At 64.4% G+C, this 25,668-nt stretch carries 21 protein-coding genes; 13 read left to right on the top strand and 8 right to left on the bottom strand.

The window, feature by feature from the left end; genetic code table 11:
• Nucleotides 1-3 precede the first annotated feature (3 nt).
• Entirely contained in the window at nucleotides 4-1,638 is a 1,635-nt protein-coding gene (locus tag VFV96_11185) for a glycoside hydrolase 43 family protein (protein HEU5070958.1), read from the top strand.
• 330 nt (nucleotides 1,639-1,968) lie between these two features.
• Nucleotides 1,969-2,199, top strand: a complete 231-nt coding sequence (locus VFV96_11180) for a hypothetical protein (protein HEU5070957.1) — start codon at nucleotides 1,969-1,971, stop codon at nucleotides 2,197-2,199.
• Between the two features lie 33 nt (nucleotides 2,200-2,232).
• Here VFV96_11180 and VFV96_11175 read toward each other — a convergent pair whose 3' ends face one another.
• On the bottom strand, nucleotides 2,233-2,610 hold the full coding sequence (locus VFV96_11175; GenBank protein ID HEU5070956.1) for a DUF2750 domain-containing protein: 378 nt from the start codon (nucleotides 2,608-2,610) through the stop codon (nucleotides 2,233-2,235).
• A gap of 490 nt (nucleotides 2,611-3,100) precedes the next feature.
• On the opposite strand from VFV96_11175, the gene VFV96_11170 reads away from it, so the two are divergent.
• From VFV96_11170 to VFV96_11160, 3 genes are all read left to right on the top strand, one after another.
• Nucleotides 3,101-3,520: a secondary thiamine-phosphate synthase enzyme YjbQ gene (locus tag VFV96_11170; protein HEU5070955.1), complete on the top strand. Its 420-nt coding sequence runs from the start codon at nucleotides 3,101-3,103 to the stop codon at nucleotides 3,518-3,520.
• A gap of 115 nt (nucleotides 3,521-3,635) precedes the next feature.
• Nucleotides 3,636-4,280, top strand: a complete 645-nt coding sequence (locus tag VFV96_11165) for a DUF2959 family protein (protein ID HEU5070954.1) — start codon at nucleotides 3,636-3,638, stop codon at nucleotides 4,278-4,280.
• Between the two features lie 570 nt (nucleotides 4,281-4,850).
• Entirely contained in the window at nucleotides 4,851-7,613 is a 2,763-nt protein-coding gene (locus VFV96_11160) for a beta-galactosidase (GenBank protein HEU5070953.1), read from the top strand.
• Here the strand turns inward: VFV96_11160 and VFV96_11155 are convergent.
• Entirely contained in the window at nucleotides 7,588-7,953 is a 366-nt protein-coding gene (locus tag VFV96_11155; GenBank protein ID HEU5070952.1) for a substrate-binding domain-containing protein, read from the bottom strand. The two genes, VFV96_11160 and VFV96_11155, sit on opposite strands and share 26 nt — an antisense overlap.
• 109 nt (nucleotides 7,954-8,062) lie before the next feature.
• On the opposite strand from VFV96_11155, the gene VFV96_11150 reads away from it, so the two are divergent.
• Entirely contained in the window at nucleotides 8,063-8,794 is a 732-nt protein-coding gene (locus VFV96_11150) for a platelet-activating factor acetylhydrolase IB subunit (GenBank protein ID HEU5070951.1), read from the top strand.
• Nucleotides 8,795-8,843: 49 nt separating this feature from the next.
• Here VFV96_11150 and VFV96_11145 read toward each other — a convergent pair whose 3' ends face one another.
• Both VFV96_11145 and VFV96_11140 read right to left on the bottom strand, forming a co-directional pair.
• Nucleotides 8,844-9,521 (bottom strand): response regulator transcription factor, encoded by a 678-nt coding sequence (locus tag VFV96_11145; protein ID HEU5070950.1) that lies wholly within the window; start codon nucleotides 9,519-9,521, stop codon nucleotides 8,844-8,846.
• Between the two features lie 65 nt (nucleotides 9,522-9,586).
• Nucleotides 9,587-12,724 carry a two-component regulator propeller domain-containing protein gene (locus VFV96_11140; GenBank protein HEU5070949.1) on the bottom strand — a complete coding sequence of 1,046 codons (3,138 nt, stop codon included), beginning with the start codon at nucleotides 12,722-12,724 and terminating at the stop codon, nucleotides 9,587-9,589.
• A gap of 199 nt (nucleotides 12,725-12,923) precedes the next feature.
• On the opposite strand from VFV96_11140, the gene VFV96_11135 reads away from it, so the two are divergent.
• The 5 genes from VFV96_11135 (at nucleotide 12,924) to VFV96_11115 (ending at nucleotide 19,698) form a co-directional block, all read left to right on the top strand.
• Nucleotides 12,924-13,289 (top strand): hypothetical protein, encoded by a 366-nt coding sequence (locus VFV96_11135; protein ID HEU5070948.1) that lies wholly within the window; start codon nucleotides 12,924-12,926, stop codon nucleotides 13,287-13,289.
• A 9-nt stretch (nucleotides 13,290-13,298) separates the two neighbouring features.
• A complete protein-coding gene (locus VFV96_11130) occupies nucleotides 13,299-14,186 on the top strand; it encodes a prepilin-type N-terminal cleavage/methylation domain-containing protein (GenBank protein ID HEU5070947.1) in 888 nt (295 codons plus the stop codon).
• A 246-nt stretch (nucleotides 14,187-14,432) separates the two neighbouring features.
• Nucleotides 14,433-16,463, top strand: coding sequence for a hypothetical protein (locus VFV96_11125; protein ID HEU5070946.1), 2,031 nt, complete (start codon nucleotides 14,433-14,435; stop codon nucleotides 16,461-16,463).
• A gap of 108 nt (nucleotides 16,464-16,571) precedes the next feature.
• On the top strand, nucleotides 16,572-17,483 hold the full coding sequence (locus tag VFV96_11120) for a prepilin-type N-terminal cleavage/methylation domain-containing protein (GenBank protein ID HEU5070945.1): 912 nt from the start codon (nucleotides 16,572-16,574) through the stop codon (nucleotides 17,481-17,483).
• Nucleotides 17,484-17,535: 52 nt separating this feature from the next.
• A complete protein-coding gene (locus VFV96_11115) occupies nucleotides 17,536-19,698 on the top strand; it encodes an alpha-L-arabinofuranosidase (protein ID HEU5070944.1) in 2,163 nt (720 codons plus the stop codon).
• Here VFV96_11115 and VFV96_11110 read toward each other — a convergent pair whose 3' ends face one another.
• Nucleotides 19,699-21,606, bottom strand: a complete 1,908-nt coding sequence (locus VFV96_11110; protein HEU5070943.1) for a glycosyl hydrolase — start codon at nucleotides 21,604-21,606, stop codon at nucleotides 19,699-19,701.
• Nucleotides 21,607-21,832: 226 nt separating this feature from the next.
• Here VFV96_11110 and thiS point away from each other — a divergent pair, with 226 nt between their 5' ends.
• Both thiS and VFV96_11100 read left to right on the top strand, forming a co-directional pair.
• On the top strand, nucleotides 21,833-22,036 hold the full coding sequence (gene thiS, locus VFV96_11105; GenBank protein HEU5070942.1) for a sulfur carrier protein ThiS: 204 nt from the start codon (nucleotides 21,833-21,835) through the stop codon (nucleotides 22,034-22,036).
• Nucleotides 22,037-22,100: 64 nt separating this feature from the next.
• Nucleotides 22,101-23,411 (top strand): mechanosensitive ion channel family protein, encoded by a 1,311-nt coding sequence (locus VFV96_11100; GenBank protein HEU5070941.1) that lies wholly within the window; start codon nucleotides 22,101-22,103, stop codon nucleotides 23,409-23,411.
• A gap of 50 nt (nucleotides 23,412-23,461) precedes the next feature.
• Here the strand turns inward: VFV96_11100 and gatA are convergent, their stop codons facing one another.
• The 3 genes from gatA to VFV96_11085 all read right to left on the bottom strand — a co-directional run bounded on the left by gatA (nucleotide 23,462) and on the right by VFV96_11085 (nucleotide 25,587).
• On the bottom strand, nucleotides 23,462-24,928 hold the full coding sequence (gene gatA / locus VFV96_11095; GenBank protein HEU5070940.1) for an Asp-tRNA(Asn)/Glu-tRNA(Gln) amidotransferase subunit GatA: 1,467 nt from the start codon (nucleotides 24,926-24,928) through the stop codon (nucleotides 23,462-23,464).
• A 24-nt stretch (nucleotides 24,929-24,952) separates the two neighbouring features.
• A complete protein-coding gene (gene gatC, locus VFV96_11090) occupies nucleotides 24,953-25,240 on the bottom strand; it encodes an Asp-tRNA(Asn)/Glu-tRNA(Gln) amidotransferase subunit GatC (GenBank protein ID HEU5070939.1) in 288 nt (95 codons plus the stop codon).
• Between the two features lie 95 nt (nucleotides 25,241-25,335).
• On the bottom strand, nucleotides 25,336-25,587 hold the full coding sequence (locus VFV96_11085; GenBank protein HEU5070938.1) for an HPr family phosphocarrier protein: 252 nt from the start codon (nucleotides 25,585-25,587) through the stop codon (nucleotides 25,336-25,338).
• Nucleotides 25,588-25,668 lie beyond the last annotated feature (81 nt).

Below are 25,668 nucleotides of genomic sequence, written 5' to 3'. Positions count from 1 at the left end.
CAAATGAACCTTCTTATTTTCGCGTTGCTGTTCTCAGCCGGCGCTCTGGCCGCACCGATTCAATGGGGCGAATGGCAGCGTTGGGGCGACCAAGGCGACGGCACCTACCGCAATCCCGTGTTGCCGGCGGATTACAGCGACATTGACTGCATCCGCGTCGGCCCGGACTACTACGCCATTTCCTCCACGTTCCAATATTCGCCCGGCATGGTGGTTTTGCGGTCGAAGGATTTGGTGAATTGGAAAATTCTCGGGCACGTCATCGACGACGTGACGCAAATCGGGCCGGAGCTGAACTGGAACCGCATGAACCGCTACGGTCGCGGCGTGTGGGCGGGCGCGATTCGTTATCACGACGGAAGATTCTGGGTGTATTTCGGCACGCCGGACGAAGGTTATTTCATGAGCACGGCGACAGATCCGGCGGGCCCGTGGGCGCCCTTGCACTGTGTGCAACGTGAGGCGGGCTGGGATGATTGCTGTCCGTTCTGGGACGACGACGGGCAGGGATATTTCGTGGGCACCTGTTTCAAGGACGGCTACAAAACCTGGTTGTTCAAACTGACGGCGGACGGACGTGATCTCGTCCCCGGCTGGCGCGTATTACTGAATGAAGGTTCGGGGCGCGAGGCCAACAAGCTCTACAAGATCAACGGCACCTACTACCACCTTTACAGCGAACATCGGCCGGGCGTGGGCCGCTATGTGATGATGCAACGCGCGACCAACATTGCCGGACCCTATCTTGAGAAGCGTCAGCTCAGTCATGCGCAGCCCGAGGCGCACGAGCCGAATCAAGGCGGCATCGTGCAGACGGAGCAGGGCGGCTGGTATTTCCTCACGCATCATGGCGCGGGCGATTGGGAAGGCCGCTGCGCGAGTCTGTTGCCGGTGACGTGGGTGGACGGCTGGCCGATTCTCGGCGAAGTCGGCAGCGACGGCGTGGGCAACATGGTTTGGTCGGGGCGCAAACCGGTCGCGAACACGCCCATCCTCACGCCGCAGACGGATGATGATTTCAACGGTGCGAAACTCGGCGTGCAGTGGGAATGGAACTACCAGCCGCGCGCGGACAAGTGGTCGCTTACGGAGCGGCCCGGTTTTCTGCGTCTGCATGCCTTCAAGCCGCTGGAGCACGACAATCTCAAAAAGGCGGGCAACACCCTCACGCAACGCTCCCTTCGCACCAGCACCAACGTCGTCACGCTGGCGCTCGACTTGAGCGGCATGGCGGATGGCCAGGTCGCCGGGCTGTGTCATTACTCGAAGGACTACGGCACCATCGCCGTCCGGCGCGAAGGCGGCGTGTTGACGCTGGAAACCGCGCGCAATCAAGCCATCAAAAATGGGCCGGTATTGGCGACGCACAAGCTGTGGCTGCGCTCGACGTGGGGGCTCGATGGCCAAAGTCGCTATTCCTATAGCACCAACGGAACTGCCTTCACGCCGTTGGGCGAGCCGTATCAACTGGGCTGGGGCGATTATCGCGGCGACCGCATCGGCCTCTTCACCTACAACAACGACACCGAAGCGGGCCAGGTGGACTGCGATTCGTTTTCCTACCGCCACGACTCGCCCGCTGAATCGGGACAGGCCGTGCGCTCCGGCCGGGAACAGGGGAAACCGGCGGATCGTTAATGCAGCACTATTCAATTACGAAGCAAACGATGCACCGCCCAATGATGAACAACGGTTTTGGACGAGGGCTTTTCTCCGTGGCCGCCGGGCTTTCCGTTTTTGCGAGCCTTCCGTCCTTCGGGGCGGATTCCCGGCCGGCTCCGGTCGTTGAAGCGGCCGACCGGGTTCAGATTCGGGAAACGGTTGCGAACGGATTCGACCGCGGGGAGACGGCCCACGGGGCCGAATGAGCGGAAGCGAACGGGTCCAACTGGCATGCCTCTTGTGGCACCTGCTGAAGTTCAAACAGCCGTTCAACCCGGAAGTGTTCGCGAAGGAGTCATGGGTCGAATGGCCAATCAATCCATCTACCACTCCACCTGGGCCGGCGCGTTTTACACCCGCCAAAAAGCCCGCGGCAAACAACATCACGCCATCCTCCGTTCCCTCGCTTTCAAATGGATTCGGATCCTCTGGAAATGCTGGCAGGATCGCACCCCCTATGATGAAGCCCGCTACCTCAAACGCCTCGCCCTCAAAAACCCCTCGTTGCTCAAACTCACTTATGAAAAATCCAACTAGAAAATCGTTTGACGGCTCCCCTCAGATTTTGTGTTAGGCCATGTGTTCATCGTGACTCTCTAACTCCTGCTTCAAATCTGACGGATCGCTCTCGTGCCCGCAAAGCTGCGCGTTCCAGTTGGTGCCGACAAGACAGCCATCTGCCGTCATGCCGACCAACCAACGCTCAAGAAATAACTCCAACGGAATCGGCGTCGGCTCGTAATGCGCCCAATCTTCCTTGGCGCACTGCTTCGCGTAGGCTCGATCAGACCAGAATGGCATGACGCTCCGGCCTGCATGACCATCTGCCGTCGAAGTCGAAACCGCCCAACCATCTGCGCTCTTGAGTCCCCAAACTTCGCGCGAAGCAGTGACACGCTGAATAAAACGCTCGTGTCTCTCTTTCGATGCGATAGCGAGGTCGAACATATCAAGGCGCGGTCACAGGGCCTAACATCTAAGTGGATTGCAGTTTGCAATCTATCCCGGTGGTCATGATTTGACCGTAAGTCCGTCTTTCTTGCTGGTCAAGAGGGATTTGGACATCATGGCGGCATGAATATGCTTCCGGCAACTACGACACCCCTCGGCGGCTTGGTGCCCAATCCCCAGGTCGCGTTGCGGGATCCGTTTCGGGGGTGGCCCGCTAAGGGTTTTCGCGGCTGACCCGACGGCGGCGGGGTTGACACTGCGCATGCCCTGGCCAGCGGCGGGTCGAATATCCGGGCGCGATGGATCAGGTCGTGAAGCACGCGACCGGCGGAAACCCGTTTTCACCTGGTCATCGAGACGCTCCGGGTTCTTCGCGACCGACACCGTTGCTTTTTTCCGAGGTTCGTGCGCGTCTTGAATTTTCGGATGTGCGCAACGCCGTTCCGCAGGCTTGAGTGCGTGCCCGGGTGCGGGCATTTCTTCCGTCATGAAAAGTCTGACTGAACAGCTTTGGTTTGAGGTTCCGGGGCGCCGGGGTTTTGTGAACATCACGCCCACGGTCGAGTCGCTGGTGCGCCGGAGCGGCGTGCGCGAGGGGCTCTGCCTGGTCAACGCCATGCACATCACCGCGTCCGTCTTCATCAACGACGCCGAGGACGGGCTGCTGCAGGATTACGAGGTGTGGCTGGAAGGGCTGGCGCCGCACGCGCCCACGTCGCAATACCAGCACAACCGCACGGGCGAGGACAACGCGGATGCGCATCTCAAGCGGCAGGTCATGGGGCGGGAAGTCGTGGTGGCGATCACGAATGGCAAGCTGGATTTCGGCCCGTGGGAGCAAATCTTCTACGGGGAGTTTGACGGCCACCGCCGCAAGCGCGTGCTGGTGAAAATCATTGGCGAGTGAGTGTTGCACGGGGGCGGCACGGCGTGGGTCCATTTGACAAGCACCCGAAGCCGGGCACATTGAGGGCGGCGGGCCGGTCGTTGATGGAGACGGCGGCCGCCCTTTCCCTTTGACCATGAAAAACTGCAAAACGCTCATCGCATGTTTCGGTGCGGCCGCCCTGCTGGCCGGCTGCGCCACCAAAGGTTACAACCAGGCGGACCGCACGGCGGCCACGCTGCAGACGGCCGCGCAGCGCGTGGATCAAGGCACCGGACAGTTGAGCGCCACGCTGACCGCGCTGACCAATCTGGCCAACAACCCGGGCGGCGATTTGAAGACGCAGTTCGCAACGTTCGACCAGAACCTGCGGCAGCTCGCTTCGGTGACGAAGGACATCAGCGCGAAGGCGGCGGCGATGCAAAAGCGTGGCGCGGCGTATTTCCAGACGTGGGATGAGGAGCTGGCCAAGATCCAGAACGAGGACATCCGCCAGCGCAGCGCCCAGCGCCGGTCCGAAGTGATGGCCCAGTTCGAGGGCGTCAAGACGAGCTACATCGCGGCGCGCGACGCGCTGGGGCCGCTGGTTTCCGAATTGAACGACATCCGCACGGCGTTGAGCGCGGATCTCACTGCGCAAGGGCTGGCCGCCATTCAAGGCAGCGTGAGCAAGGCGCAAAGCGACGGCGCGACCGCCGGTGACGCGTTGACCAAGCTGGGCGCGGATTTCCGGAACCTCGGCGCCTCGCTGTCTTCCGGCACCCCGACGCCGGCGAAGTAATCTGCGCAACAAACACACTGACGGAACAATTTCAACAGGGCAGTGGAGCCGGTGCAACGCCGGCTCCACTTTGCTTTTTGGGAGGGCGGTCGTTCGTGTGCCGGCATCGTGCGCGGAGCCGTTTCACAAATTTTGCCGCCGTAAGGCAGCAGAACCCCCTCCCCCGAACCGGCGTAGTGGGACAGGCATCCTGCCTGTCCCACTAGAGCGGCCACCTCGCGGTTCGGGGGGCAATGCGCAAACCGTTCGGGCAATTCTCACCCCGTCCCTCCCTCTAGAGCGGTTTAGATAATGTCGTAGCCGTCGGGTTATTCGCCGGCCCCTCACCCGGCCTTCGGCCACCCTCTCCCCATCGGATGGGGAGAGGGACGGGGTGAGGGGCTGCTGCCGTCAGGACGGCTACAGTATTTATGAAACTGCTATATCCGATGGAGAGAGGGTGGCCGAAGGCCTTTGCCGATTCCGCGTTGACCGGGACGTTCGTTGGCGGGATGCTCGCGGGACGCACAGAACCAAAGCATGGCCGGCCGGCGGATGGGGCGGGCAGCAACTTCCAAGCATCACGTGAACATGAAAACGGAACCGGGCAGGGGCGGGAAACGCAACATCAACCGGCGCGCGGCGTGGTTCGCCTGCGCCATGGCCGGACTGCTCGGCGGCGCGGGAATCAGTTCGGTTCGGGGGGAGGCTGAGGCCCTGCCGGCGCGGACGTTTGCGCACCCCGACCGCATTCGCTACGACGGGCAATGTCTGACCATTGATGGCCGCGATGTCTTTATTTACAGCGGGGCGTTTCATTATTTCCGCTGCCCGAAACCGCTCTGGCGCGACCGCTTTCAAAAGATCAAGGACGCGGGCTTCAACGCCGTCGAAACCTACGCGGCGTGGAACTGGCACGAACGCGCGCAGCCCGCGGGCTTGGATGATTTTTCCCAGATGGACCTGACGGATTTGGAAGACTGGCTGAAGCTGGCGGAGTCCTTCGGGTTTTACATCATCGTGCGGCCCGGGCCCTACATCTGCGCGGAGTGGGACACCGGCGGCTATCCGCAGTGGCTGTTGACGAAACGGCCGGCCAGTGTGCCCGCGGGCCAGGCCTGGCTGCGGGGCGACGACCCCACGTATCTCGCCTGGTGCAAGCACTGGTATGATGCGGTCTGCCCGGTCATTGCCCGGCACCAGATCACCCGCAAGGCGCCCGGCCAGCCCGGCGTCATCCTCGTGCAGTTGGAAAACGAATACGACTACGCCGGCTTTTCCGACGACGTGAAGCGCAACCAGGTCCGGGCGCTCGGGCGCGCCGCGCTGGCCAACGGCATCGACGTGCCGTTGTTCACCTGCTGGACGCATTGCGTGCGCGGCCAGAGCGATCCACTGCTGCGGCAGGTTTTCGATTCCTGCAATTTTTATCCGCGCTGGGGCGTGGACGGCATCGCCAATGACATCGCAAAGCTGGGACGCGAACAGCCCGATGCCCCGCGCATGACCACGGAATTGCAGGGCGGCTGGTTTTCCCGCGTCGGCGGGCAGCTCAGCGACCAGCAGGACGGTTTGACGGCGGCACAGATCAACAACCTGACGTTGTTTGCCATCCAGAACGGCGACACCTTGTTGAACTACTACATGCTCTTTGGCGGCTCCAATCCGGGTGACTGGGGCGCGCGGGACATGACGACGACCTACGATTACAACGCGCCGATCCGCGAATGGGGCGGGGTGGGCGACCGTTATCAGCGCGTCTGGGCGTTGGGTCACCTGTTGCGCGAACACGGCGCGCGGCTCGCGCGGTCCAAAGTGGTCCCTTGCACGGTGACCGGCACACCGTCGGACGTCAGCGTCGTTCTCCGCCAGGCCGCAGACGGCGGGCGCTACTTTTTCATTCGCACTTCCCAACATGCGGAATCCCGCACCGGAACCGCCCGCGTCAAGGCCACCGCAGGAGACACGACGGAACTGGCCATTGCCTACACCCTTGAACCGTTCGGCGCCAAAGTTCTTTACCTGCCCGCGGGGGCGAATGAACCGGCGGCCGGCGAGTGGCTGCCCAAGCCGGCGCCGGAAGTGGTGCGCCCCGCCCGCGTCCCGGCGCCGGTGAAGCTTCTCACGGCGCGTCAGCAGCCGGATTCCGGGCCGGCTCACTGGCTGGCCCTTCGTCCGGGCGAAACGCTCGCCGAAGCGGGCCTCTACGACAGCCGCTTCATCTATTACCGGGCGGAAACGGACAGCGCCACGAAGACGAATCTGCTGATCGAGCATGCGCCGGGCGATGCGGTGCTGGCGGCGGTGGATGGCCGCGCGGCGGCCGGCGTCAACACGCGGGGCGGCTTGACGACAGTGGCCCTGCCGCCGGGACCGCACCCGTTGTTGCTGCTCTACGAAAACCGCGGTCATGCGAACGGCGGTCTCGACATGGAACGGGCCTCGGGCATTCAGCACGCGGAAGTCTCCGCCCGGCCGCTTGGCGGTGGCCGGCCGATCACGGGCTGGCGCATGCACGAAGTGCCGGAGGCAACGAACCGGCCGGAGGTGCAGCCGGATTTCAACGTGGACACGTGGCGCACCGTGAACGCGGATGACGTGGACGCCAATCAACTGCGTGCCGGGCGCACGGCGGTGTTCCGCGCGCTCGTGCCTGTGAGCACGGCCGAACTGCGCAGCGGCGGCCTGAACCTGCAATTCGGGCGCATCGACGATCACGGCTGGGTGTATGTCAACGGCCGGTTTGTCGGCGAAGCCACCGACTGGGCGCGCGCCTGCAAGTTTGACATCACCGCGCAGTTGCATGCAGGCACGAACTGCGTTGCGGTGATCGTGCAGAACACGGATGGCGCCGGTGGCCTGGGGCAGCCGAGTTTGGGCCAGAGCAGTGACGGCGCGCCGTTGTCACTTACGGCCTGCGGCAGCCCCGCCGGCGTCGAAGCGCAGTGGTTTGCGCCCGGGTTCGATGATCAATCGTGGACGGCGACGACGGTCGGCAGCACGGCAACGAACGGCGCATCCGCCTTGCTCACCTGGTATCGGCTGGCGTTTGCATTGCCCGCCCCGCAACCCGGTGAATGGGTGCCGTGGCGGCTGCATCTCGCTGCGGCGGGCAACGGCTTCCTCTACCTGAACGGGCACGCGTTGGGGCGTTATTGGCAGGTGGGACCGCAGCACGATTTCTTCCTGCCCGAGTGCTGGCTCAATTTCGGTCCTGGCCAGCGCAACGTGGTCACCCTTAGCCTGCGCCCGGACGGCCGGGGCACCGCCATCGAAGCCGCGTCGGTGGAGCCTTACGCGTCCTTTGCCGAAGTCCGTCCGGCGGGCGCTACTCCAGCGTTGCGCCCGCAATGAGCCGGGGAATGATGCGGTAATCCCGCGGCCGCGCATTGCCGCCGGAGGCCATTTCCCGCACGACGCGCGAGAGCTTGTGCGCAAACAAATTGGGGTCCGCCTGGTAACGCGCCATGGATGGCACCACGTGTTCGAGAAACGAATCGTGGTCGCGGGCGATCAACGCCGCTTCGCGCGGGAAGTGGATGCCGCGTTGCACCAGGTGCCCGAGCGCGGTCAGCGCATGGGTGGGGCGCGAGACGAGAAAGGCGGTGGGGCGCCGCGGCCGGGCCAGCAGCTGGTCCAGCCGGGCGCAGATGTTGGCCACCGTGCTGTCGTGCTGGGCAACGATGGTTTCCACCTCCGGCCCGGCGGCGTGGCCCGCTTCGCGAAAGCCCCCTTCGCTCTCGAGATCACCGGCCGGGGTTGTGACTTGGCAACGCCGGCGGGCTGGGGGAAGGTGACTTTTTATGAAAACATCACTCGCATCACTGATCACGGCACTGGCGCTCGGCGGACTGTTGGTTCCCTGGGCGGCGCGGGCGGAAAACACGGCCACCACGCCGGTGCCGCGCGACAAAAAATGGGTTGCCCGGCACGAGGGATTTGTCCGCGAGGCGAAACAAGGCGGCATCAACGTCCTGTTTCTGGGCGACTCCATCACCGACCACTGGCGCGATCGCGGGTCGAACGTCTGGAACCGTTATTACGCGCCGCTGCCTGCGGCCAACTTCGGCATCAGCGCGGACCGGACGCAGCATGTCTTGTGGCGGCTCGACCATGGCGAGCTGGACGGCATCCATCCGAAGGCCGTGGTGTTGATGATTGGCACCAACAACACCGGCAAGGAAAAGGACGGCAAGACGATCCGCAACACGACGCCCGAAATCATTGCGGGCGTCACGGCGGTTGTGAAGGAATTGCGCGCCAAGCTGCCCGACAGCAAAATTCTGTTGCTGGCCATCTTTCCCCGCGGGCAAAAAGGCAATCCCGTGCGCGACCAGATCGCCGAGGTCAACCGGGTGCTCGCGCAATTGGATGATGGCCGGAAGATCACCTACCTCGACATCGGTCCGAAATTTCTCGCTGCAGACGGCACCTTGTCACGCGACATCATGCCCGACCTCCTGCATCCGAATGAAAGGGGCTACCAAATCTGGGCGGACGCCATGGGCCCCACCTTGGACAAGTTGCTGAAGTAACCGGGCCGGGCTCCGCGCTTCTTTCAACGGCCTCCGGGTGCAAAGCCGCTCAATGCGGCGGGGCGGGTGGCAGTTCGCCGGCCCGCGGGATGCGCGCGTATTTCGCGATGGCCTGGGAACGCGAGTGGACGTGGAGCTTTTCGTAAATCCGCCGGATGTAGGTGTTCACCGTGGGCAGGCTGATGTTCAGGGAATCCGCAATCTCCTTGTAAAGGTAGCCGCGCGCCAGCAGCTCGAGCACTTCACGCTCGCGCGGCGAGGGCGTCAGATCCTCAGCGCCGGGCCGGGCGAGTGGCTGATGGAAGCATTGCACCACTTTGCGGGCAATGTTGGCCGTCATCGGTGAGCCGCCGGCATGCACGTCGCGCAGGGCGGAGATGAGTTCGCCGCGCTGCGTTTGCTTGAGCAGGTAACCGGACGCGCCTGCCTGCAACGCCTGAAAAATGTGGTCCGAGTCCTCATACACGGTCAGCATGACGAACTGCGTTTGCGGCAGCCGCGGCTTGAGGCGGCGGACGCATTCGGGGCCGTTCATGCCGGGAAGGTTGATGTCCATGAGCACCACATCCGGCGCCCCGGCGGGCAGGGACTCCACGGCGTCCTCACCGGAGCCGTGGCTGCTCACGCAGCGGAAGCCCTCGGCGCGATTGATCCAGTCCACCAGGATCTCGCGGGCCTTGGGATCATCCTCGACAATGGACACCTTGATGGCCATCCGCCTACTCATAGCACCATTTGCTCCGGTTGCATTGTAATCAGTTTTGACGACATCGTGAAACTCGCCGGCCCGTTTCAGCTGGTTGGCGCGGTGGGCGGGGCCGGCCGGGGGCCGGTTCGTTTCATGGGCACGTAAAACTCCACCTGCGTGCCTTCGCCCGGCCGGCTGCGCAATTCCATGCGGCCGCCAATCTGTTCGAGGCGCGCCTGGATGCCGGTCACGCCATAGCCCGATACCACGCGGTTGCCGGTCCGTGCCGTGGTGACGCGGGCGGGGTCGAAGCCGGCGCCGTTGTCGGCCACGGCCACGCGCAGGCGGTCGGGCAGCAGTTCAACGGTCACCCGCACCTCCGTGGCGCCGGAATGTTTGACGGCGTTGTTGAGGGTTTCCTTGAAGGCGAGAAAGAGGTTGTGGCGCACTTCCGAGCGCACGACAAGGTCCGGCAATTCCACCGGCGCGTCCAGGCGGCAGCGGATGCCGGCCGCGCTCAGAAAGTCATGCGCAAAGCGTGTGAGGTAGTTGGTGAGACTTTCCAGCGTGTCGTGCCGTGGGTTCACCGCCCACACGATTTCATCCATCGCGCGGGTCAGGTCGCGGGCCGTGGCGTAGATGTGGTTCAGGTTCGCCGCGGCGCGCGGGGGATCATTCAAATCACCCGCGGCCGACTGGCTCAACATGCCGATGCGGGTCAGGCTGGCGCCGAGGTCGTCATGAATGTCCTGCGCGATGCGGGCGCGTTCGCGTTCGAGTTCGCGTTCCCGGGCGATGCGTTCGAGCTTGAACCGGTGCCGGCGCCGGGCGTTGAGGTGCACCAGCCCGCCGACCGCAGCGAAGCCCGCGATGACGAGCCCGGTTTTGAACCACCACGTCTGCCAGACGTGGGGCAGCACGACGATGCCCACCGCGTCGCCGGTTTCGTTCCACAAGCCATCGCTGTTGCAGGCGCGCACGCGAAAGGTGTATTGACCCGGCGGCAGAAACGGGTAGGTGACGCGCCGCCGGGAGCTGACTTCGCTCCAGTCCGCGTCCAGGCCCTCGAGTTGGTAACGGAACTGCACGCGCTCGGGCGAGGTGAAGCTGATGCCCGTGAAGAGCAGGTCCAGATGACGCTGGCCGGGGCTCAGGGTCACCGACCGCAACGCCGGGGCTTCGGTGTGGGAATGCGTTTCGGTGTTCGCGGTGAACGCGGCCGGCTGGCCTTCCACCAGCACCTCCTCGATCCAGACCGGTGGCGGCACGTCGTTGCGCCGGACCGAACGGGGATCGACCACGGCGATGCCGTGCGCGGTGGGAAACCACAATCGGCCGTCCGGCGAACGGAATCCCGAAGGCGTGAAGCCGCTCGAGCCCGCGGGGGTGATCAGGCCTTCGGCCTTGCCGAACACCAGCGCGCGCAGCGTGGGGATCTTGCCGTCGGCGCAGTCGTTCAAGTCCTGCCGGCTCACGCGAAACAAACCCTGCTGCGAGTTGAACCACAAGTTGCCGAGCTGATCATCCTCGATGTGGCCGATCACGTTGTTGGGCAGGCCCTGGTCGGTCGTGATGGAGGCAAACTGCCCGTTGCGAAACCGGCACAGGCCGCGGTCCAAGGTGCCAATCCACAGGGTGCCATCCGGCTCCTCGTAAAGAGAAAGAATGTAGTCGCGGGGCAGACCCTCCGCGCGCCGGTAGGTGCGCAGTTTGCCGTCCTTAATCAGACCCAGACCGCTGCCCTGCGTGCCGATCCATAAGGCGCCGCCGTGCCCGGCGGCCAGCGCGCGCACGTCGCCGGCCGCGGCGCCACCCAGCGCGGCGAAGCGCTCCAACCGGCTTCCATCCCAGCGGATCAAGCCCGCCGCCGTCCCAATCCAAAGCGTGCCGGGCGGATTTTCGAGCAGGGCGGTGACGGGTTCGCCGTGTTCGGCGAGGTCGAATTGCCGCACGAACCGGCCGCCTTCAAACCGGAACAAACCGCCGCCCCAGGTGCCCGCCCAAATCTGTTCGCGGCTGTCTTCCATGACGGACCAGGCAAACTCGTTGGATAATCCCGCGCTGGCGTCGAAGTGCGTCCATGATTGGCCGGCCAGCCGATACACGCCCGCGCCTTCGGTGGCGGCCCAGACGGCGCCGTCATGCGCCTGCGCAATGGCCTGCACCGGCCAGCCCTGCCAGCCATCCGGCGGACTCTGCATCACCACCTGACGCGGCCGCAGAACGACCAGGCCGCCGCTGTTGCCGACCCAGAGGTTTTGTTCCCGGTCCTCCGCGAGCGAACGCACCCAGTCCTGCGGCAGCCCGTTGCTGCGGTTCAAATTCATCCAGCCGAGCTGCGGGTCGTGAATGAACAATCCCCGTTCCAACGTCCCCACCAGCACGCGCCCGGAGGACGATTCCATCAGCGTGGTGACGAACGCGTCGCCCCACGGGAACGCCCCCAAATCCTCCTGCCACGCGTGATTGGCCCAACGCCGCACCCGGCCGTCGCCCGTCACCCACCAACCCCCGGCCCGTGCGGGGGCGACGCGCGCGAAATACGGCGGTGTCGAGGTGCTTTGGAAATCAATCTTGTGACTGCCCGCAGGAGTGATTTCCGCCACGCCGCCGTTGCGGACGACCAGCAGATGGTGCGCCTGGTCCGCGGCCAGTTGCGGCACGACGGATGGGTCCGCCGACAGTTCGGGCGGCGGGGCGATGACTCGTCCGTCCCGCAGCCGCAGGGCTTCGCCGCGGATGTCCAGTGCCCAGATGTCGCCCGCGGCATCGGCGCTGATGCCGCTGATGGTGCCGCCGCTCCAATGCGCATGAATGGGCACGGGCTGGAAAATGCCGTGCGCGTAGCGGGTGATGTCGCCCGTGTCGTGGCCGATCCAGATGTCGCCCTGGGCGTCCTCGAAAAGGCTGGTAATGCGGCTGTTGGGCAGGCCCTTGGTGTTTGCGGAATCGAACACCGTGAAGCGCACGCCGTCAAACTGGGCGATGCCGTTGTAGGTGCTGGCCCAGATGTAACCGGCGCGCGTCTGGAGCAGGGCGGTGATGCTGTTTTGCGGCAGCCCGTGTTCGGTTGTCCACGTTTCGATGGCGAACCGGCTCGCCGGGTCGGGGGCTGGTGCCGCGCGGGCCCCGGCGCCAAACGCCAGCCCCAGCGCTGTCGCGAGTGTCAGCGTTCGACCGGCCCGGCGGAAGCCGCGCCGGGCGGTGGCCAGCAGCGAGCGAGTTTGGCCGAAGCCGTTCATGGGTTGAGCGCACAGTAGCGAAGGCGGGCAGCCGCCTCCAGCGAACTTTCGGCCGTTGTTCGCCCGCGCCCACGCCCGGCGATGTCCTCTGTTTTGATGACGTGAAGGGGCGCGCGGGCGGGGCTATTTTCCGTTGATCCCTGACCGCCACGCGGACGACGCAACGTGCTGGTGGCGCACAGTGAGGCCTCATACAACCATGCGGATAAAGCTGAACGACGCGAGCTGGCTGGCGCTTGGCGGCCTGCTGTGGCTGGGGGTGAGTTGCGGCAAAAAGCCGGGCCCGGCCACGGCCGCCGGACCCGAAACGAATGTCCGTCCGGTGGTCAGTGCGGCTCCGGCCAATCCGGTCGTCGTGCCCGCCACGGCGGCGGCCGATTCTGCGGCGGTTTTGGAGGCGCTGACGCAGGCCGTCCGGCGATATGCCGTCGAGCGGCAGGTCCGGCCCCGGTCGCTCGCCGAAGTGGTGGCCGCGGGTTACGTCAGCAACCTGCCGGCCGCCCCGGCGGGCCGGCGATTTGAAATCGACCAGCGCACCAGCCGCGTGGTGCTGGTCAACCAGTGAGATGTCTTGATGAAGCGGAACCAGACACGTTGGCGCTGCCGCGCGGCGGCTTTCACCCTGATTGAACTGCTGGTGGTCATTGCCATCATCGCGATTCTCGCGGCGCTGCTGCTGCCGGCGTTGTCCGCGGCCAAGGCGCGGGCGTGGCGCATTCAGTGCACCTCACAAATGAAGCAGCTGGGGCTGGGCTTCACCCTGTTCGCCTCGGACCATGACGATCAATATCCGCCGGCGGCCTATTCGACGGGCGCGTATCAATATCAATTGAGCTGGGACGATTATCTGCATCGCTACATTGGCGGCACGGACTCGGATGCCGATTTGCTGGTGGGCATTTCCGGGGCGTTGAGCGATCCCAAGTTCACGCCGCGGATTCTCAAGTGCCCGGCGGACCGTATTGAAATCAGCATTTCCTACATCAAGGACTTCGCGGTGCGGCGCACTTACGCGATGAACTTCGCCGGCTCGGTGAGCGCGGCGCCCCGGCAGGTGTTGCCGGCCGCGACGCATGGCGTGGGCGTTTACATTTACAAGAGCGACGGCTCGCTGCCGCCGTGGGATCCGCCCGGCTATAAATCCAGCGTCGTCCAGGCGCCGTCCGACACCATTCTGCTGGCGGAGGAGCCCAACGGCCGCAATGCGGCAGGCAATGACTGGCCCTCGTTCTGCGCGGGGCCGGTTTACAGCAGCGCGGTGTTTTCCGGGCTGACGGCGGATTGCTTTCAAATCGCCAGCACGACGTGGGGTTACGGCGCCGCCGCCTACGGCCTGCATGGCAAACGGTTCAATTACCTGTTCCATGACGGGCACGTGAGCACGCTGCCCATTACGGCCACCGTGGGAACGGGCACGACCAACGCGCCGAAGGGCATGTGGACCATGACCGCGGGTGATTGATGGCCCGGTTGCCGGCATGTCATCGGCACCTTCGCAGTTGTCATGTTTTTTGACGACATGAGCCGGCGGGCCTGAATGCTAGGATGTCGCCGTGAACCCCTTCCGCGTGATTGCGATTCGTTCGAGGCTTTCCGTTTGCCTGCCCTGGTCACGGTGGTCCTTCGGGAACGGGGCGGGCGGACGTAAACGGGAAGCCGGGCGTCGGGCGACTTCACTGCGGACTCACGCAATCCAACAAAGCCAAATATGAAGATCAAACTAGCCAACCACATTGCCTTCGCGGCGGTCTTCGCGGCGTCGGCGTTTTTTGCCGGCGCGCAAACGCCCGACCGGACCATCAACACTTTTGACACGGGCACGCAGGCCGTGCAGCCGGACGGATGCGGCTTTTGGTATGGCACCGGCACCGCGGGATGGGATGCCGCGGAAGATGCCACGGGCAATGGCGGCGGCTCGCTTTACATCCAGACGACCTGGGGTGGGGGCGATACGCCGCTGACGGAATACGTGTGCCTGCCGGGCAACAATCTGTGGTGGCAGGGCGCGGGCACCTACAATCTCTCGGAATACAAATCCATCCAGTTCGACCTCAAGTGGGACACCAACTCGGATGTCACCATCGCCCAGTGGAACGATCCTTCGACCTTCCCGAACGGCAGCCTGGGCGGGAGCATTCCCGGACTGGAGATTGACGCGGCGGCGGGTGACGGCAGCGTGACCGCGGTCGTGACCACGAACATTCCGGCGGCGGCCGCCAGCGGCTGGGTGCACATGACCATCCCCATCAACCCCACGCAGTCCGGCATCGATCCCAGCGTGGGCATCATGTTCAAAAAATGGTTGAACAACAACAGCTCCATCACCGGCACCCACACGGCCAACTTCTGGGTGGACAACGTCATTTTGGAAGGCACGGCCGGTCCGCCGCCGCCGCCCACGGTGAAGCCGCTGGCCAGGGCGGTTCAGGGGTTGAACGTTTTCGCCAGCACGCAGGGTAACAGCTATTACGACCGGCAGGAAATCATGTCGCGCCAGACCTCCGGCCTGAGCTGGATTGGCAACGCGACGGCGGGGAACCCGGTCACCTACAGCTTCACCGTTACCAATTTTCCGACCGACCCGGCGACCTATGGCTGCATCGCCTACCTCTTCTTCAGCCCCAATGCGGGCTGGAATCCATCCGCGCCCGACTGGAACAACACCAACTGTGCGATGGCCGTGCTGCAGTTCGGCGGGGACGGCGCCACGCTGCGGTTCCAATACAAGGTGAATGAAGACAACCAGAATGCGATGTATGGCGGCGGCACCGAACCCCGGGGCGCCTACACCAATGCGCCCGGCAGTTGGGATGGCGTCACGGCCAATTATCTCGAAAGCGGCAACCTCGGGGCCGTCACTTGTCCCACCCTGCTGGGCACGTGGTCCATCAAGTTCACGTCCGACACCAACATCACCCTGATCGCGCCGGACAACACCTCCACGAACCTGGTCATTCCGCCCTACAACGCCGGCAAGCTGGCGCCGACGGATGCGGGCTTCAATCTCTACCTCGGCTTCCAGGCCAACAACCAGGCCTCGCTCAACCGGGCGGCGGTCTTCTCAAGCTTCGCCGTCGAAGGGGCGCCTTCCGCCTTCAACGAGGACTTCATGGCGGAGAGCGCGTTGGACACCGTCAGCACCTGGGACACCAGCGTATCCAGCGGCCCGAACGGCGTCCGCATCGTTCCGGCGGGTTCGGCCTACTGGCTGAACTGGAGCCTGCCGGACACCGGGTTCGCCGCCGAGGCCGCGGGGACGCTCACCAATTCCGCCGGCTGGACGCCCTTGGCCGGGCCGGTCGTGGGCCTGGTCAACCAGCGGGCACAGTTGGTCGCAAGCAGCGAACTGCCCGCGGGCAACAGCGCGTTCTTCCGGCTCATCAAGCGCGCCTTCACCAAACTTCAGGTATTGCTGCCCGGCGAAAGCCCGGCGCCCAACACGCCCACCGGCAAAACCGGCACGCCTGATCCCGTCAGCCTGGGCGCGGGCGGTCTGGTGAACGTGACCATCCGGGCCGTGGACGACAATTGGAATCTCATTTCGACCGTGCGCGACGTGGTGCACGTCACCACCGACGATCTGAGCGCCGTGACCCCGCTCGACGGCGCGCTCGTGGGCGGCACGAACTCCTTCTACGTGCAATTTGGCGCCGAAGGAAACTGGACGATCACCGTCTCGGACGTGTCCGACGGCACGAAGACGCCGGGGACCAGCGCCCCCGTGACGGTGGGACCTTGAGGTGCCAATCGATGGTGGGTTGGGGGTTGTGCGGGTGCCAGGAAGGGCTGGCACCCGCTGTTCGATCCGACCGGCCCGCCGCCGCTGAACGTTTAAGCATTGAGTGTCATGAACGGACGTTGCGAAAACCGGGGCCCCGGAAGGCGGCGGTCGGCCTTTACGCTGATCGAACTGCTCGTGGTCATCGCGATCATTGCCATCCTCGCCGCGATGCTGCTGCCCGCCTTGTCGAAAGCGAAGGCCAAGGCGCAGGGCATCAAGTGCATGAACAACACCCGCCAGCTCATGCTGGCCTGGCGCATGTATGCCGACGACAATGAAGACCGGCTGGCCCCGAATGATTATCCCTACCTGACCGTGTTCACGACGGCTTCCGCCGCGGACAAGGAGAAGATGCGGAACTGGGTGGTGGGCACCATGTCCACGCTGGCCCAGCCGTTTGATTCCTACAACACCGCGATCCTCACGGACGGACACTTTTCGATGCTCGGCGAATACGTCAAATCCGCCGAGCTGTTCAAATGCCCGGCCGACACCAGCATGACCCAGGGCCGGCCGCGCGCGCGCAGCGTGTCCATGAACGCCGCCGTCGGCACCCGGTGGTATTCCAGTGTGGCGGGGGCCGGCTCGTATCCCGTCGGCGCCGCTGTCGGGGGCGGTTGGTTGTCCGGCACCTACCTGGATCCCGATCCCAACTACCGCACTTACGGCAAGCTTTCCGCCTTCAACAATCCCGGACCGGCCAACACGTGGGTGCTGATGGATGAAAACTCCGTCTCCATCAACGATGCGTTGCTCGCCGTCAGCATGGACATCCACAAAGTCGTGGACTTTCCGGCCCGCTATCACAACAACGCGGCCGGCATCGCGTTCGCCGACGGCCATTCGATCATTCAAAAGTGGCACGATGCCTTCACCAGCGACCCGCCGGCCGGGACGATTGGCAGCAGCAGTTCGATGGCGGCCAATGGCACGATCGACACCTCGCTGCTCGCGTCCTGGACTTCCGCCCATTATTGACGTGCGTTGCCATCGCCTTTGGCGCCGATTTTGCTCATCCTCAGGCGTGATCATGCGCAGGCAAATCGTGTTGCTGGCCGGACTGGCGACGGCCGGACTGTTGACCTCGAACGGGAGGTCCCAGTCGGCGCTCGATGTTTACCGGGATTCCCTGACCAATTCATTCGACGATTGGAGCTGGGCGTCGCACAACCTGGCCAACACCACGCCCGTCCACGGCGGCAGCCATTCCATCAGCGTGTCGGCCAACGCATGGGAGGCCATCTCATTTCATCACGCGCCGTTCGACACCGCGCCCTACACGAACTTCACATTCTGGGCCAACGGCGGCGCAGCGGGCGGGCAGCGGCTGCAGATTTACGCCGAATACGGCACGAATGCGGCGCCCGCCTACACCCTGCCCGGCACCCTGCCGGCCGGCACTTGGCAGCAGTATGCCATTCCATTGACCACGCTCGGCATCGCGAACCGGCCCGATTTCAACCGCATCAGCCTCCAACTGCGGAGCGACGGTGCCACAGGCACGTTTTACGTGGATGACCTTTCGTTTCAGCCCAATCCCGTGCCGGCGATGGTCAACGTGGCGGTCGTCGCCACGCAAACGGTGGCGACCGTCGATGAACGGCACTTCGGAGTGAACCTGGCCGTGTGGGATGGTTACTACGATCCGCCGAACGACACGACGACCACGGCGTTGTTGCAGGAAATGGGCTGCACGCTGGTGCGGCTGCCGGGCGGCTCGTTGTCGGATGAATATCACTGGGCAACCGGCACCACGCTGACCAACACGTGGCAATGGGCGGCGTCCTTCGCCGACTTGGTCCGGGTCTGCACCAACGCGGGCGTGCAGGCCTGCGTCACCGTCAACTACGGCACCGGCACGCCCGAAGAAGCGGCCGCCTGGGTGCGCCACGCCAACGTCACCAACCAGCTCGGCTACAAGTATTGGGAAATCGGCAACGAATGCTACGGCACGTGGGAAACCGACGCGAACACGAATCCGCACGACCCCTACACCTACGCTGTGCGGGCGGCGGCCTACCTGGCGCAAATGCGCGCGGCCGATCCCAGCATCAAGATCGGCGTGGTTTCCGTGCCCGGCGAGAACACCTATTCGAACCAGTTCAGCGTGCTGCACCCGGCCTACAACGCCCGCACGGGCCGGACCAGTTACGGCTGGACGCCGGTGCTGCTGGCCACGCTGAAGAGCCTCGGGGTCACGCCGGATTTTCTGGTGCATCATGTTTATCCCGAGTGGACCGATCCCAACAACCCGGCGGGTTCGCCGGACAACGACACGACGCTCCTGCAATCCACCGGCAACTGGGCCGCGGACGCGGCGGATTTGCGGCAACAAATCACCGATTACTTCGGCGCGGGCGGAACCAACATTGAGCTGGTCTGCACGGAGAACAACAGCGATGCCGGCGCCCAGGGCCGTCAGTCCACCAGCCTCGTCAATGGCGTGTATTACGCCGACAGTCTCGCCCAGTTGCTGAAGACCGAATTCAAAGGGTTCATCTGGTGGGATTTTCGCAACGGCACGGACCACGGCGGTTACTTCGGCGACGGGGTTTACGGCTGGCGCAGCTACGGCGACCTCGGGATGGTCAATGGCTTGAACACGCGGCACCCCACCTTTTACATGGCCAAGTTGATGCAATGGTTCGCCCGGCCCGGCGATGCGGTTTTGAACGCTACGACGGATTATCCCTGGCTCTCGGTCGGTGCGGCCCGCCACGCCGACGGCTCCCTCGCGCTGTTGGTGATCAACAAATCGCTGGTCACGGATCTCAACGCGCAAATCGGCCTGGACGGTTTTCTGCCGGCCGAAGCGGCCACCGTGCGCTCCTACGGAATTCCCAACGACGAAGCGGCGCGCACCAACGGCCCGGCCGTCGCCCAGGATGTTTCCATGCAGGCCATCACCAATGCCGCGGCGCAGTTTGCCCTCAACTTCCCGAAGTTGTCGGCCTCCGTGGTGACGCTCACGCCGGCCGCGCCGGAACTCGCGGTCGTTGGCCCGTCGCCGCCGGGCCAGTTCATCTTTCAGATTCGGGGCCAGCCGCACGTGCGTTACGTCGTGCAATCCTCTGACGACTTGAACGATTGGGTCTCGGTTTCCACGAACATCTTGGTGGGCTCCACGCTGAACGTGACCAATCCCAGCACGGCGCCGCCCCGGAAATACTGGCGGGCGGCGTGGCAACCTTGATTACGGCGCGGTGTTGTGGTCCGCGGTCGCTGCATCCGCAATGCTCGCCAGCCGGCTGCCGGGAATCGGTCCTTCCATGCGGCCGTCGGGCAGCCGCCAACGGACGCACAGATGCGTTGAACCCGCTGGCTGGCGTTGCACGATTTCAAGATAATAACGCCGGTCCGCCTCCAGATGAACCGCCCGTGACTGCGCTTCATTCGTGTGCGGCCACTTCGCGTAGGGCGTGCGGCCGTTGATCTCCACAATCACGGATTTGTTCGTCGTCGTGGCGTCCGTGCCCAGCCAAAACTGGACGGCACTCGCGCTGGCGACCTGGAAAACGTAGTCGCCCGTTGCGGGCGGCAGCACGTAACCACGGTAACGCGCGACAAAGTTGGTGGCCAGCGCCACCGGCGTCTCCAACGCCCGGCCCAGGCGGGTGACGTTTGCCGGGTGCGAGGCCAGCGCGGCCATGGCCGGCAGTTGCGTGCCGCCATATGCCCACGATTCACGCACGATGCCGTCGCCGGGCCCGACGCGAAACGCGGGGCTGGTGGCGCCGGGCAAACCCTCCACGGAAGCCTCCAGCGTGTAATGTTCCCCGGCCCGGTTGATGGCCAGATCGGAAAACACGGCGATCCCGTTCGTGGAAGTGACGGTGGTGGTGCCCCGGAGCCCGGCTTTGTTGGGATGCGCGCCCAAGGTCAGTCGCACGCGGTGGTGCCCCTCACGAACGGTCTGACCGGCCGCATCCTGCACCGCCACCACCAATGGACGCCGGGCGGGGCTGTCGATGGCGAAATCAGGCGGCGGACGAAATGCCAGTCGGGCGGGCTGGCCCACGACGGCAACCGGATAACGTTTCAAGTCGGGCAGGTCTTCCAGCGTGAGCACGTCGGGCGCGGCGTAGGTTTCCCGGATCTGGTCCGCCGTGTTGTTGTCGTTGAAGGTTTGGCCGGACCAGGCGATGAAAAACAGCCAGCCCGCCTTTTCCTGCGTCAGCGAAAACGGCGCCGGCAGCGGACCGTTCTCGCCGAAGCCAACGGGTTTGACGCCACCCGTCAGCGCCACCATCTCGGTGAAGATGTCGCGTGCCGGACCATGATTGTGATCAAGCGGATAATGGTCCGGCGCGACGAGGTCCACGAAGGCGTCGCCCGGATACCAGTCGGCCAGGTCGATGCCCGCGCCCGGGGAGAAGACCCAGATCAGGTTGGTGAGGTGATGCTGCTCCGTAAGACGCGCGAACAGGAGCTGCCAGAGCTGTTTGAAGGGTTCCGGTCCGCCGGCCCCCCACCAGAACCAGCGGCCGTTGGCTTCGTGCAACGGCCGCCACAGCACCGGGACGTGTGCATCGCGCAGGCGCTCCAGTTCGCCGGCGATCCGGTCGATGTCGCGCAGCGTGGCCGCGTATTCCGGCGTGCCCGGCGTCACGGCCCGGGCCACGTCGAATGCCGTGTCCTTGGTGTAAAAGGCCGGTTCGTTCATGGGCGCCGTCCAATGCCAGCACAACGACACGAGGCCGTGGCGGTTCACCGACCAGTCGATCGCGTGGTCCGTGATGTCGGGCCGCTCCGGCCGGCGGGCGGTGCGCCCCCGTGTGTAAGGGGCGAGATCCAACGACAGCAGGGCGGGCAGGCGTCCGCTGACCTGCTGGATACGGCGCAATTCGGGCCCGAGTTCGTTCGTGCCACGCCATCCTTCATGCTGGCCGGCGATGATGTTTCGGCCGTAGGTGTGTTCCAAAAAGGCGAACAGGGCTTGTGCTTCCGGCGAGGCTCCCGGGGTGATGGGCGTGTCGGCCAGCAACGGGGCCAGCCCAAACAGCAACAGCATCCCGCCGCCGCACCGCGTCCGCCAGCCGGTGCCGGCGCACGAAAACAGGCGGGCGAATCCACCGGACGCAGGACCACCAAGGGTGCGCATTTGCCGTTCAATCTAGGTTGTGCCCGTCGGGGCCGGCATGTCGTCAAAACATGCGACACCGGTAATTGTGGCGTGGAGCGGGCGGGCGACAGTCGTCACTTTGCAAAGCCGGCCGGCAACGGTATCGTCAGGGCAGCCGCAGGTGACGGACGGACGGCAAAGCCGGTTGATCTTCACGCCAGCGGTCGTCGGTTGGGAATTTCGTCGAGTCAATCTTGTGAATGTCATGAGTCAGATTACCGCCAACGGCAAACCCGTTGAGACGCAGTTTCCCTGCACGGTGGAGCAGTTCCTGGTCGCGCAGAATCTGCGTCCCCGCAGTGTGGTCGTCGAGCATAACGGCGAGGCCGTGGCGCCGTCAGAATTCGCACGCCGGCCGTTGCAGGCCGGTGACCGGCTGGAAATCGTGAAGATTGTGGCCGGCGGTTGAGCCCGCCGCGGGTGGCGCAAAAAACCTTGTCGGCCGCGGCCTGCCGCCAATAATCCCGCCCGCCATGAAATGGAAGCTGGAAAACGTTTTTCGCAGTTTTGTCATCGTCTTGCTGGCCATCCTGCTCTGGTCCGTCTGGGTTGCGGAAGGGCAGACCAATCGTGCCGCGGCGACCAATGCCGCCGCCAGCGGGGCGGTTTCGACAGCCGACGCGAGCGGTGGCCGCAGCCCTTCCGTCGCGGAGACGAACGCCGTGCCACCGACGCCCGAGTGGGTGGAGTATTTGATTTCGGACGTGCCCGCGCTCAAGCATCCATTCCTCGGCAACCCCCTGTGGAAGTATCTCTTCTCGCTCATCTACGTCTTCCTCGCATTCTACGTTTCCAAGGTGCTCGACTATTTGACGCGCGTCTGGCTCAAGCGCTGGGCGGAGCGGACGGCCACGCAGTTTGATGACCTGCTGCTGCAACTGCTCAACGGGCCGACCAAAATCGTTTCCTTCGTCATTTTTCTGCGCGTCGGGCTGGAGGTGTTTGCCTGGCCGCCGCTGGTGCAGTCGGTCATCAACAAGGGCTTCGCCGTCATCGTGGCGGTCACCATCACCTACACCGTCCTCAAGGTGGTGGATTTGTTCATGGGCTTCTGGCACCTGCGCAGTGCGGCGGATGCCGACAAGGAGTTCAACGAGCAGTTGTTTCCCATCATCCGGAAAACCCTGAAGGTGTTCGTGGTCATCGTGGCGACGTTGGTGACGCTTTCCAACATCGGGGTTAACGTGACGGCGGCCATCGCGTCGCTGTCCGTCGGCGGCCTGGCGCTGGGGCTCGCGGCACAGGACACGGTGGCCAACGTCTTTGGTGCGGTGTCCATTCTGCTGGACAAGCCCTTCCGCATCGGCGACCGCGTGCAACTGGACGCCGTGGACGGCACGGTGGAATCCATCGGCCTCCGCAGCACGCGCGTCCGCAATCTCGACGGGCACCTGATCACGATTCCGAACAAGACGATGGGCAACGCCACCATCACCAACGTGACCCGCCGGCCGAACATCAAGACCGTGATGAACATCGGCGTGACCTACGACACCTCGACCGAGAAACTGCGGCGGGCCGTCGCGCTGTTGACCGAGATTTACAAGGCACATCCCCGGACCGCGGATCTGATCGTCAGCTTCAATCAATTCGCTGACAGTTCGTTGAACATTCTGGTGGTGCACTGGTGGAATTCCACCGACTACAAGGAATACCTGGCGGGCATGCAGGAGCTGAACCTGGTCGTCAAGGAACGCTTCGATGCCGAGGGCATCAGTTTCGCCTTCCCGTCGCGAACGCTCTACGTGAAGCAGGACTCCGAGTGGAAGCTGGGCGGAAAGTAAGCGGCCGGTTTACGCGTCGGCCGGGCGCCGCCCCTTGAATCCGCTCTCCTTCAACCCGCCGGTGGCGGCTCGCGATGCCACGGTGTGGCCTGCTCGTAGGCGTGGGCAATTTTCAGAATCGTTTCTTCGCCGAACGGCTTGCCGAGCAACTGCAAGCCGAGGGGCAGCTTCGGATTGGTCGTGAAACCGCAGGGCACGCTGAGGCCGCAGATGCCGGCGAGGTTGCAGGGAATCGTGAAGATGTCCTGCAAATACATCTGGAGCGGATCATCGGCCTTTTCGCCGGCGCGGAAGGCGGCCGTGGGTGTGGTGGGCGTCACGATGGCGTCCACGCGTTCGAAGGCCTTGAGAAAATCCTGCCGGATGAGGGTGCGGACCTTCTGGGCGCGCAGGTAGTAGGCGTCGTAGTAACCGCTGCTCAGCACGTAGGTGCCCAGAATGATGCGGCGCTTCACCTCGGCGCCAAAGCCCGCGCCGCGGGTGTTGGCGTAAAGCTCGACCGGATCGGCCCCCGCCACGCGCCGGCCATAGCGGATGCCATCAAAGCGCGCGAGGTTCGCCGAGGCTTCGGCTGTGGCGATGATGTAATAGGTGGCGAGCGCGTATTCCGTGTGTGGCAACGACACTTCCTCCACTGCCGCCCCCAGGCGGGTGAGTTCCTTCACCGCCGCTTCAATGGCCTGCTTCACCACGGCGTCGAGCCCGCCCACGAGGTATTCGCGGGCGAGGCCGATCTTGAGCCCCTTCAAATCGCCGGTCAGCGCCGCGGCATAGTCGGGCACGACCTGCGGCACGCTGGTTGAATCGCGCCCGTCGTGGCCGGCAATCGCCTGCAGCACCGTGGCGGCGTCGCGGGTGTCCCGGGTGAAACAGCCGATCTGGTCGAGGGACGAGGCGTAGGCCACCAGGCCAAAGCGCGAAACCCGGCCGTAGGTGGGCTTCAATCCGACACAGCCGCAGAAGGCGGCCGGCTGCCGGATGGAACCGCCGGTGTCGGAGCCGAGTGCGGCGGGAGCCATCCGCGCGGCCACCGCGACGGCGGAGCCGCCGGATGAACCGCCCGGCACGCGCGTCGGATCCCATGGATTGCACGAGCGGCCGAAGGCGGAGTTTTCCGTCGAACTGCCCATGGCAAATTCATCGGTGTTGCACCGGCCGAGCAGGATGGCGCCCGCGGCGCGGAGCTTTTCCGTCACGGTGGCATCGTAGGGCGAAATGAAGTTCTCGAGAATTTTCGAGGCGCAGGTCAGGGGCTGACCTTTGACGGCAATGACGTCCTTGATGGCCACGGGCACGCCGAGCAGCGGCTGTTGTGCGTGCGTGGTGCCGGCGGCCAGCGCCTGGTCCGCGGCGTCCGCCTGGGCCAGGGCATCCGCGATATCACAGTTCAGAAACGCATGCAGTTGCCCGTCCTGCCGCTGGATTTGATCGAGGCAGGCCTGCGTAATGTCGCGCGAGCTGGTTTCGCGGCGCGCCAGTGCCGCCGTGAGTTCAGCAATGGAGGAAGCGTTCAGCATTGGGGGAAGGGATGACGGGCCGCTTTACTCGACAATCTTCGGCACCACGAACAGGCCGCCGGCCTGCTGGGGCGCATTGCGGAGCGCCGCTTCGTGCGGCAGGGAGGGGCGGGCCTCGTCGGGGCGGGTGACGTTGACGAGCGGAAACGGATGCGCCGTCGGCTCGACGCCGGCGACGTCCACCTGCTTGAGTTTTTCGATGTAGCCGAGGATGTCGCCAAGCTGGGCGCCAATCTTCTGCTCCTCTTCCGGGGTCAGTTTCAGCCGCGCGAGGTGCGCCACGTAGGGGACATCGAAATCACCGCTTGCCATGCGCCCAGACTAAGATTCGCCGGCGGTGGTTCAAGGTTCAAAGTGGCTCCGTTGCGAAAACGCGCACCTCGGGAGCGATGAACCGGAGCGGCGGGCTACTCCTCGCCGAACTTGCTTTGCACAACTTCCTCGATGGCTTTGACCGCCTCGGCTGCATCCGGTCCCTGGGCGATGATGAGGAGTTTGCTGCCCGGACCGGCCGCCAGCATCATGAGGCCCATGATGCTCTTGGCATTGATGGTTTCGCCGTCCTTTTCGACGAAGACGTCGGACTTGAAGCGGTTGGCCGTCTTGGCGAAAAGCGCGGCGGGGCGGGCATGGATGCCCAGCTTGTTCAAGACCACCACGTGTTTCGAAACTTTTCCGTCAGATGCCGTCTTGGCGCTCATCGCTGACAGGGTGAGTAACCCAGATGCGGGGATTTGGCA

Source organism: Verrucomicrobiia bacterium (assembly GCA_035765895.1).
Lineage (GTDB): Bacteria > Verrucomicrobiota > Verrucomicrobiia > Limisphaerales > DSYF01 > DSYF01.
This window is presented reverse-complemented; position numbering and strand designations above follow the sequence as displayed.

What these genes read in the sequence shown, in the direction of transcription:
- VFV96_11145 (HEU5070950.1), bottom strand. Translation starts at nt 9,521, where the DNA reads ATGAGTAGGCGGATGGCCATCAAGGTGTCCATTGTCGAGGATGATCCC.
- VFV96_11130 (HEU5070947.1), top strand. Translation starts at nt 13,299, where the DNA reads ATGAAGCGGAACCAGACACGTTGGCGCTGCCGCGCGGCGGCTTTCACC.
- VFV96_11135 (HEU5070948.1), top strand. Translation starts at nt 12,924, where the DNA reads ATGCGGATAAAGCTGAACGACGCGAGCTGGCTGGCGCTTGGCGGCCTG.
- gatA (HEU5070940.1), bottom strand. Translation starts at nt 24,928, where the DNA reads ATGCTGAACGCTTCCTCCATTGCTGAACTCACGGCGGCACTGGCGCGC.
- gatC (HEU5070939.1), bottom strand. Translation starts at nt 25,240, where the DNA reads ATGGCAAGCGGTGATTTCGATGTCCCCTACGTGGCGCACCTCGCGCGG.
- VFV96_11185 (HEU5070958.1), top strand. Translation starts at nt 4, where the DNA reads ATGAACCTTCTTATTTTCGCGTTGCTGTTCTCAGCCGGCGCTCTGGCC.
- thiS (HEU5070942.1), top strand. Translation starts at nt 21,833, where the DNA reads ATGAGTCAGATTACCGCCAACGGCAAACCCGTTGAGACGCAGTTTCCC.
- VFV96_11160 (HEU5070953.1), top strand. Translation starts at nt 4,851, where the DNA reads ATGAAAACGGAACCGGGCAGGGGCGGGAAACGCAACATCAACCGGCGC.
- VFV96_11170 (HEU5070955.1), top strand. Translation starts at nt 3,101, where the DNA reads ATGAAAAGTCTGACTGAACAGCTTTGGTTTGAGGTTCCGGGGCGCCGG.
- VFV96_11120 (HEU5070945.1), top strand. Translation starts at nt 16,572, where the DNA reads ATGAACGGACGTTGCGAAAACCGGGGCCCCGGAAGGCGGCGGTCGGCC.
- VFV96_11100 (HEU5070941.1), top strand. Translation starts at nt 22,101, where the DNA reads ATGAAATGGAAGCTGGAAAACGTTTTTCGCAGTTTTGTCATCGTCTTG.
- VFV96_11150 (HEU5070951.1), top strand. Translation starts at nt 8,063, where the DNA reads ATGAAAACATCACTCGCATCACTGATCACGGCACTGGCGCTCGGCGGA.
- VFV96_11180 (HEU5070957.1), top strand. Translation starts at nt 1,969, where the DNA reads ATGGCCAATCAATCCATCTACCACTCCACCTGGGCCGGCGCGTTTTAC.
- VFV96_11115 (HEU5070944.1), top strand. Translation starts at nt 17,536, where the DNA reads ATGCGCAGGCAAATCGTGTTGCTGGCCGGACTGGCGACGGCCGGACTG.
- VFV96_11175 (HEU5070956.1), bottom strand. Translation starts at nt 2,610, where the DNA reads ATGTTCGACCTCGCTATCGCATCGAAAGAGAGACACGAGCGTTTTATT.
- VFV96_11125 (HEU5070946.1), top strand. Translation starts at nt 14,433, where the DNA reads ATGAAGATCAAACTAGCCAACCACATTGCCTTCGCGGCGGTCTTCGCG.
- VFV96_11165 (HEU5070954.1), top strand. Translation starts at nt 3,636, where the DNA reads ATGAAAAACTGCAAAACGCTCATCGCATGTTTCGGTGCGGCCGCCCTG.
- VFV96_11140 (HEU5070949.1), bottom strand. Translation starts at nt 12,724, where the DNA reads ATGAACGGCTTCGGCCAAACTCGCTCGCTGCTGGCCACCGCCCGGCGC.
- VFV96_11110 (HEU5070943.1), bottom strand. Translation starts at nt 21,606, where the DNA reads ATGCGCACCCTTGGTGGTCCTGCGTCCGGTGGATTCGCCCGCCTGTTT.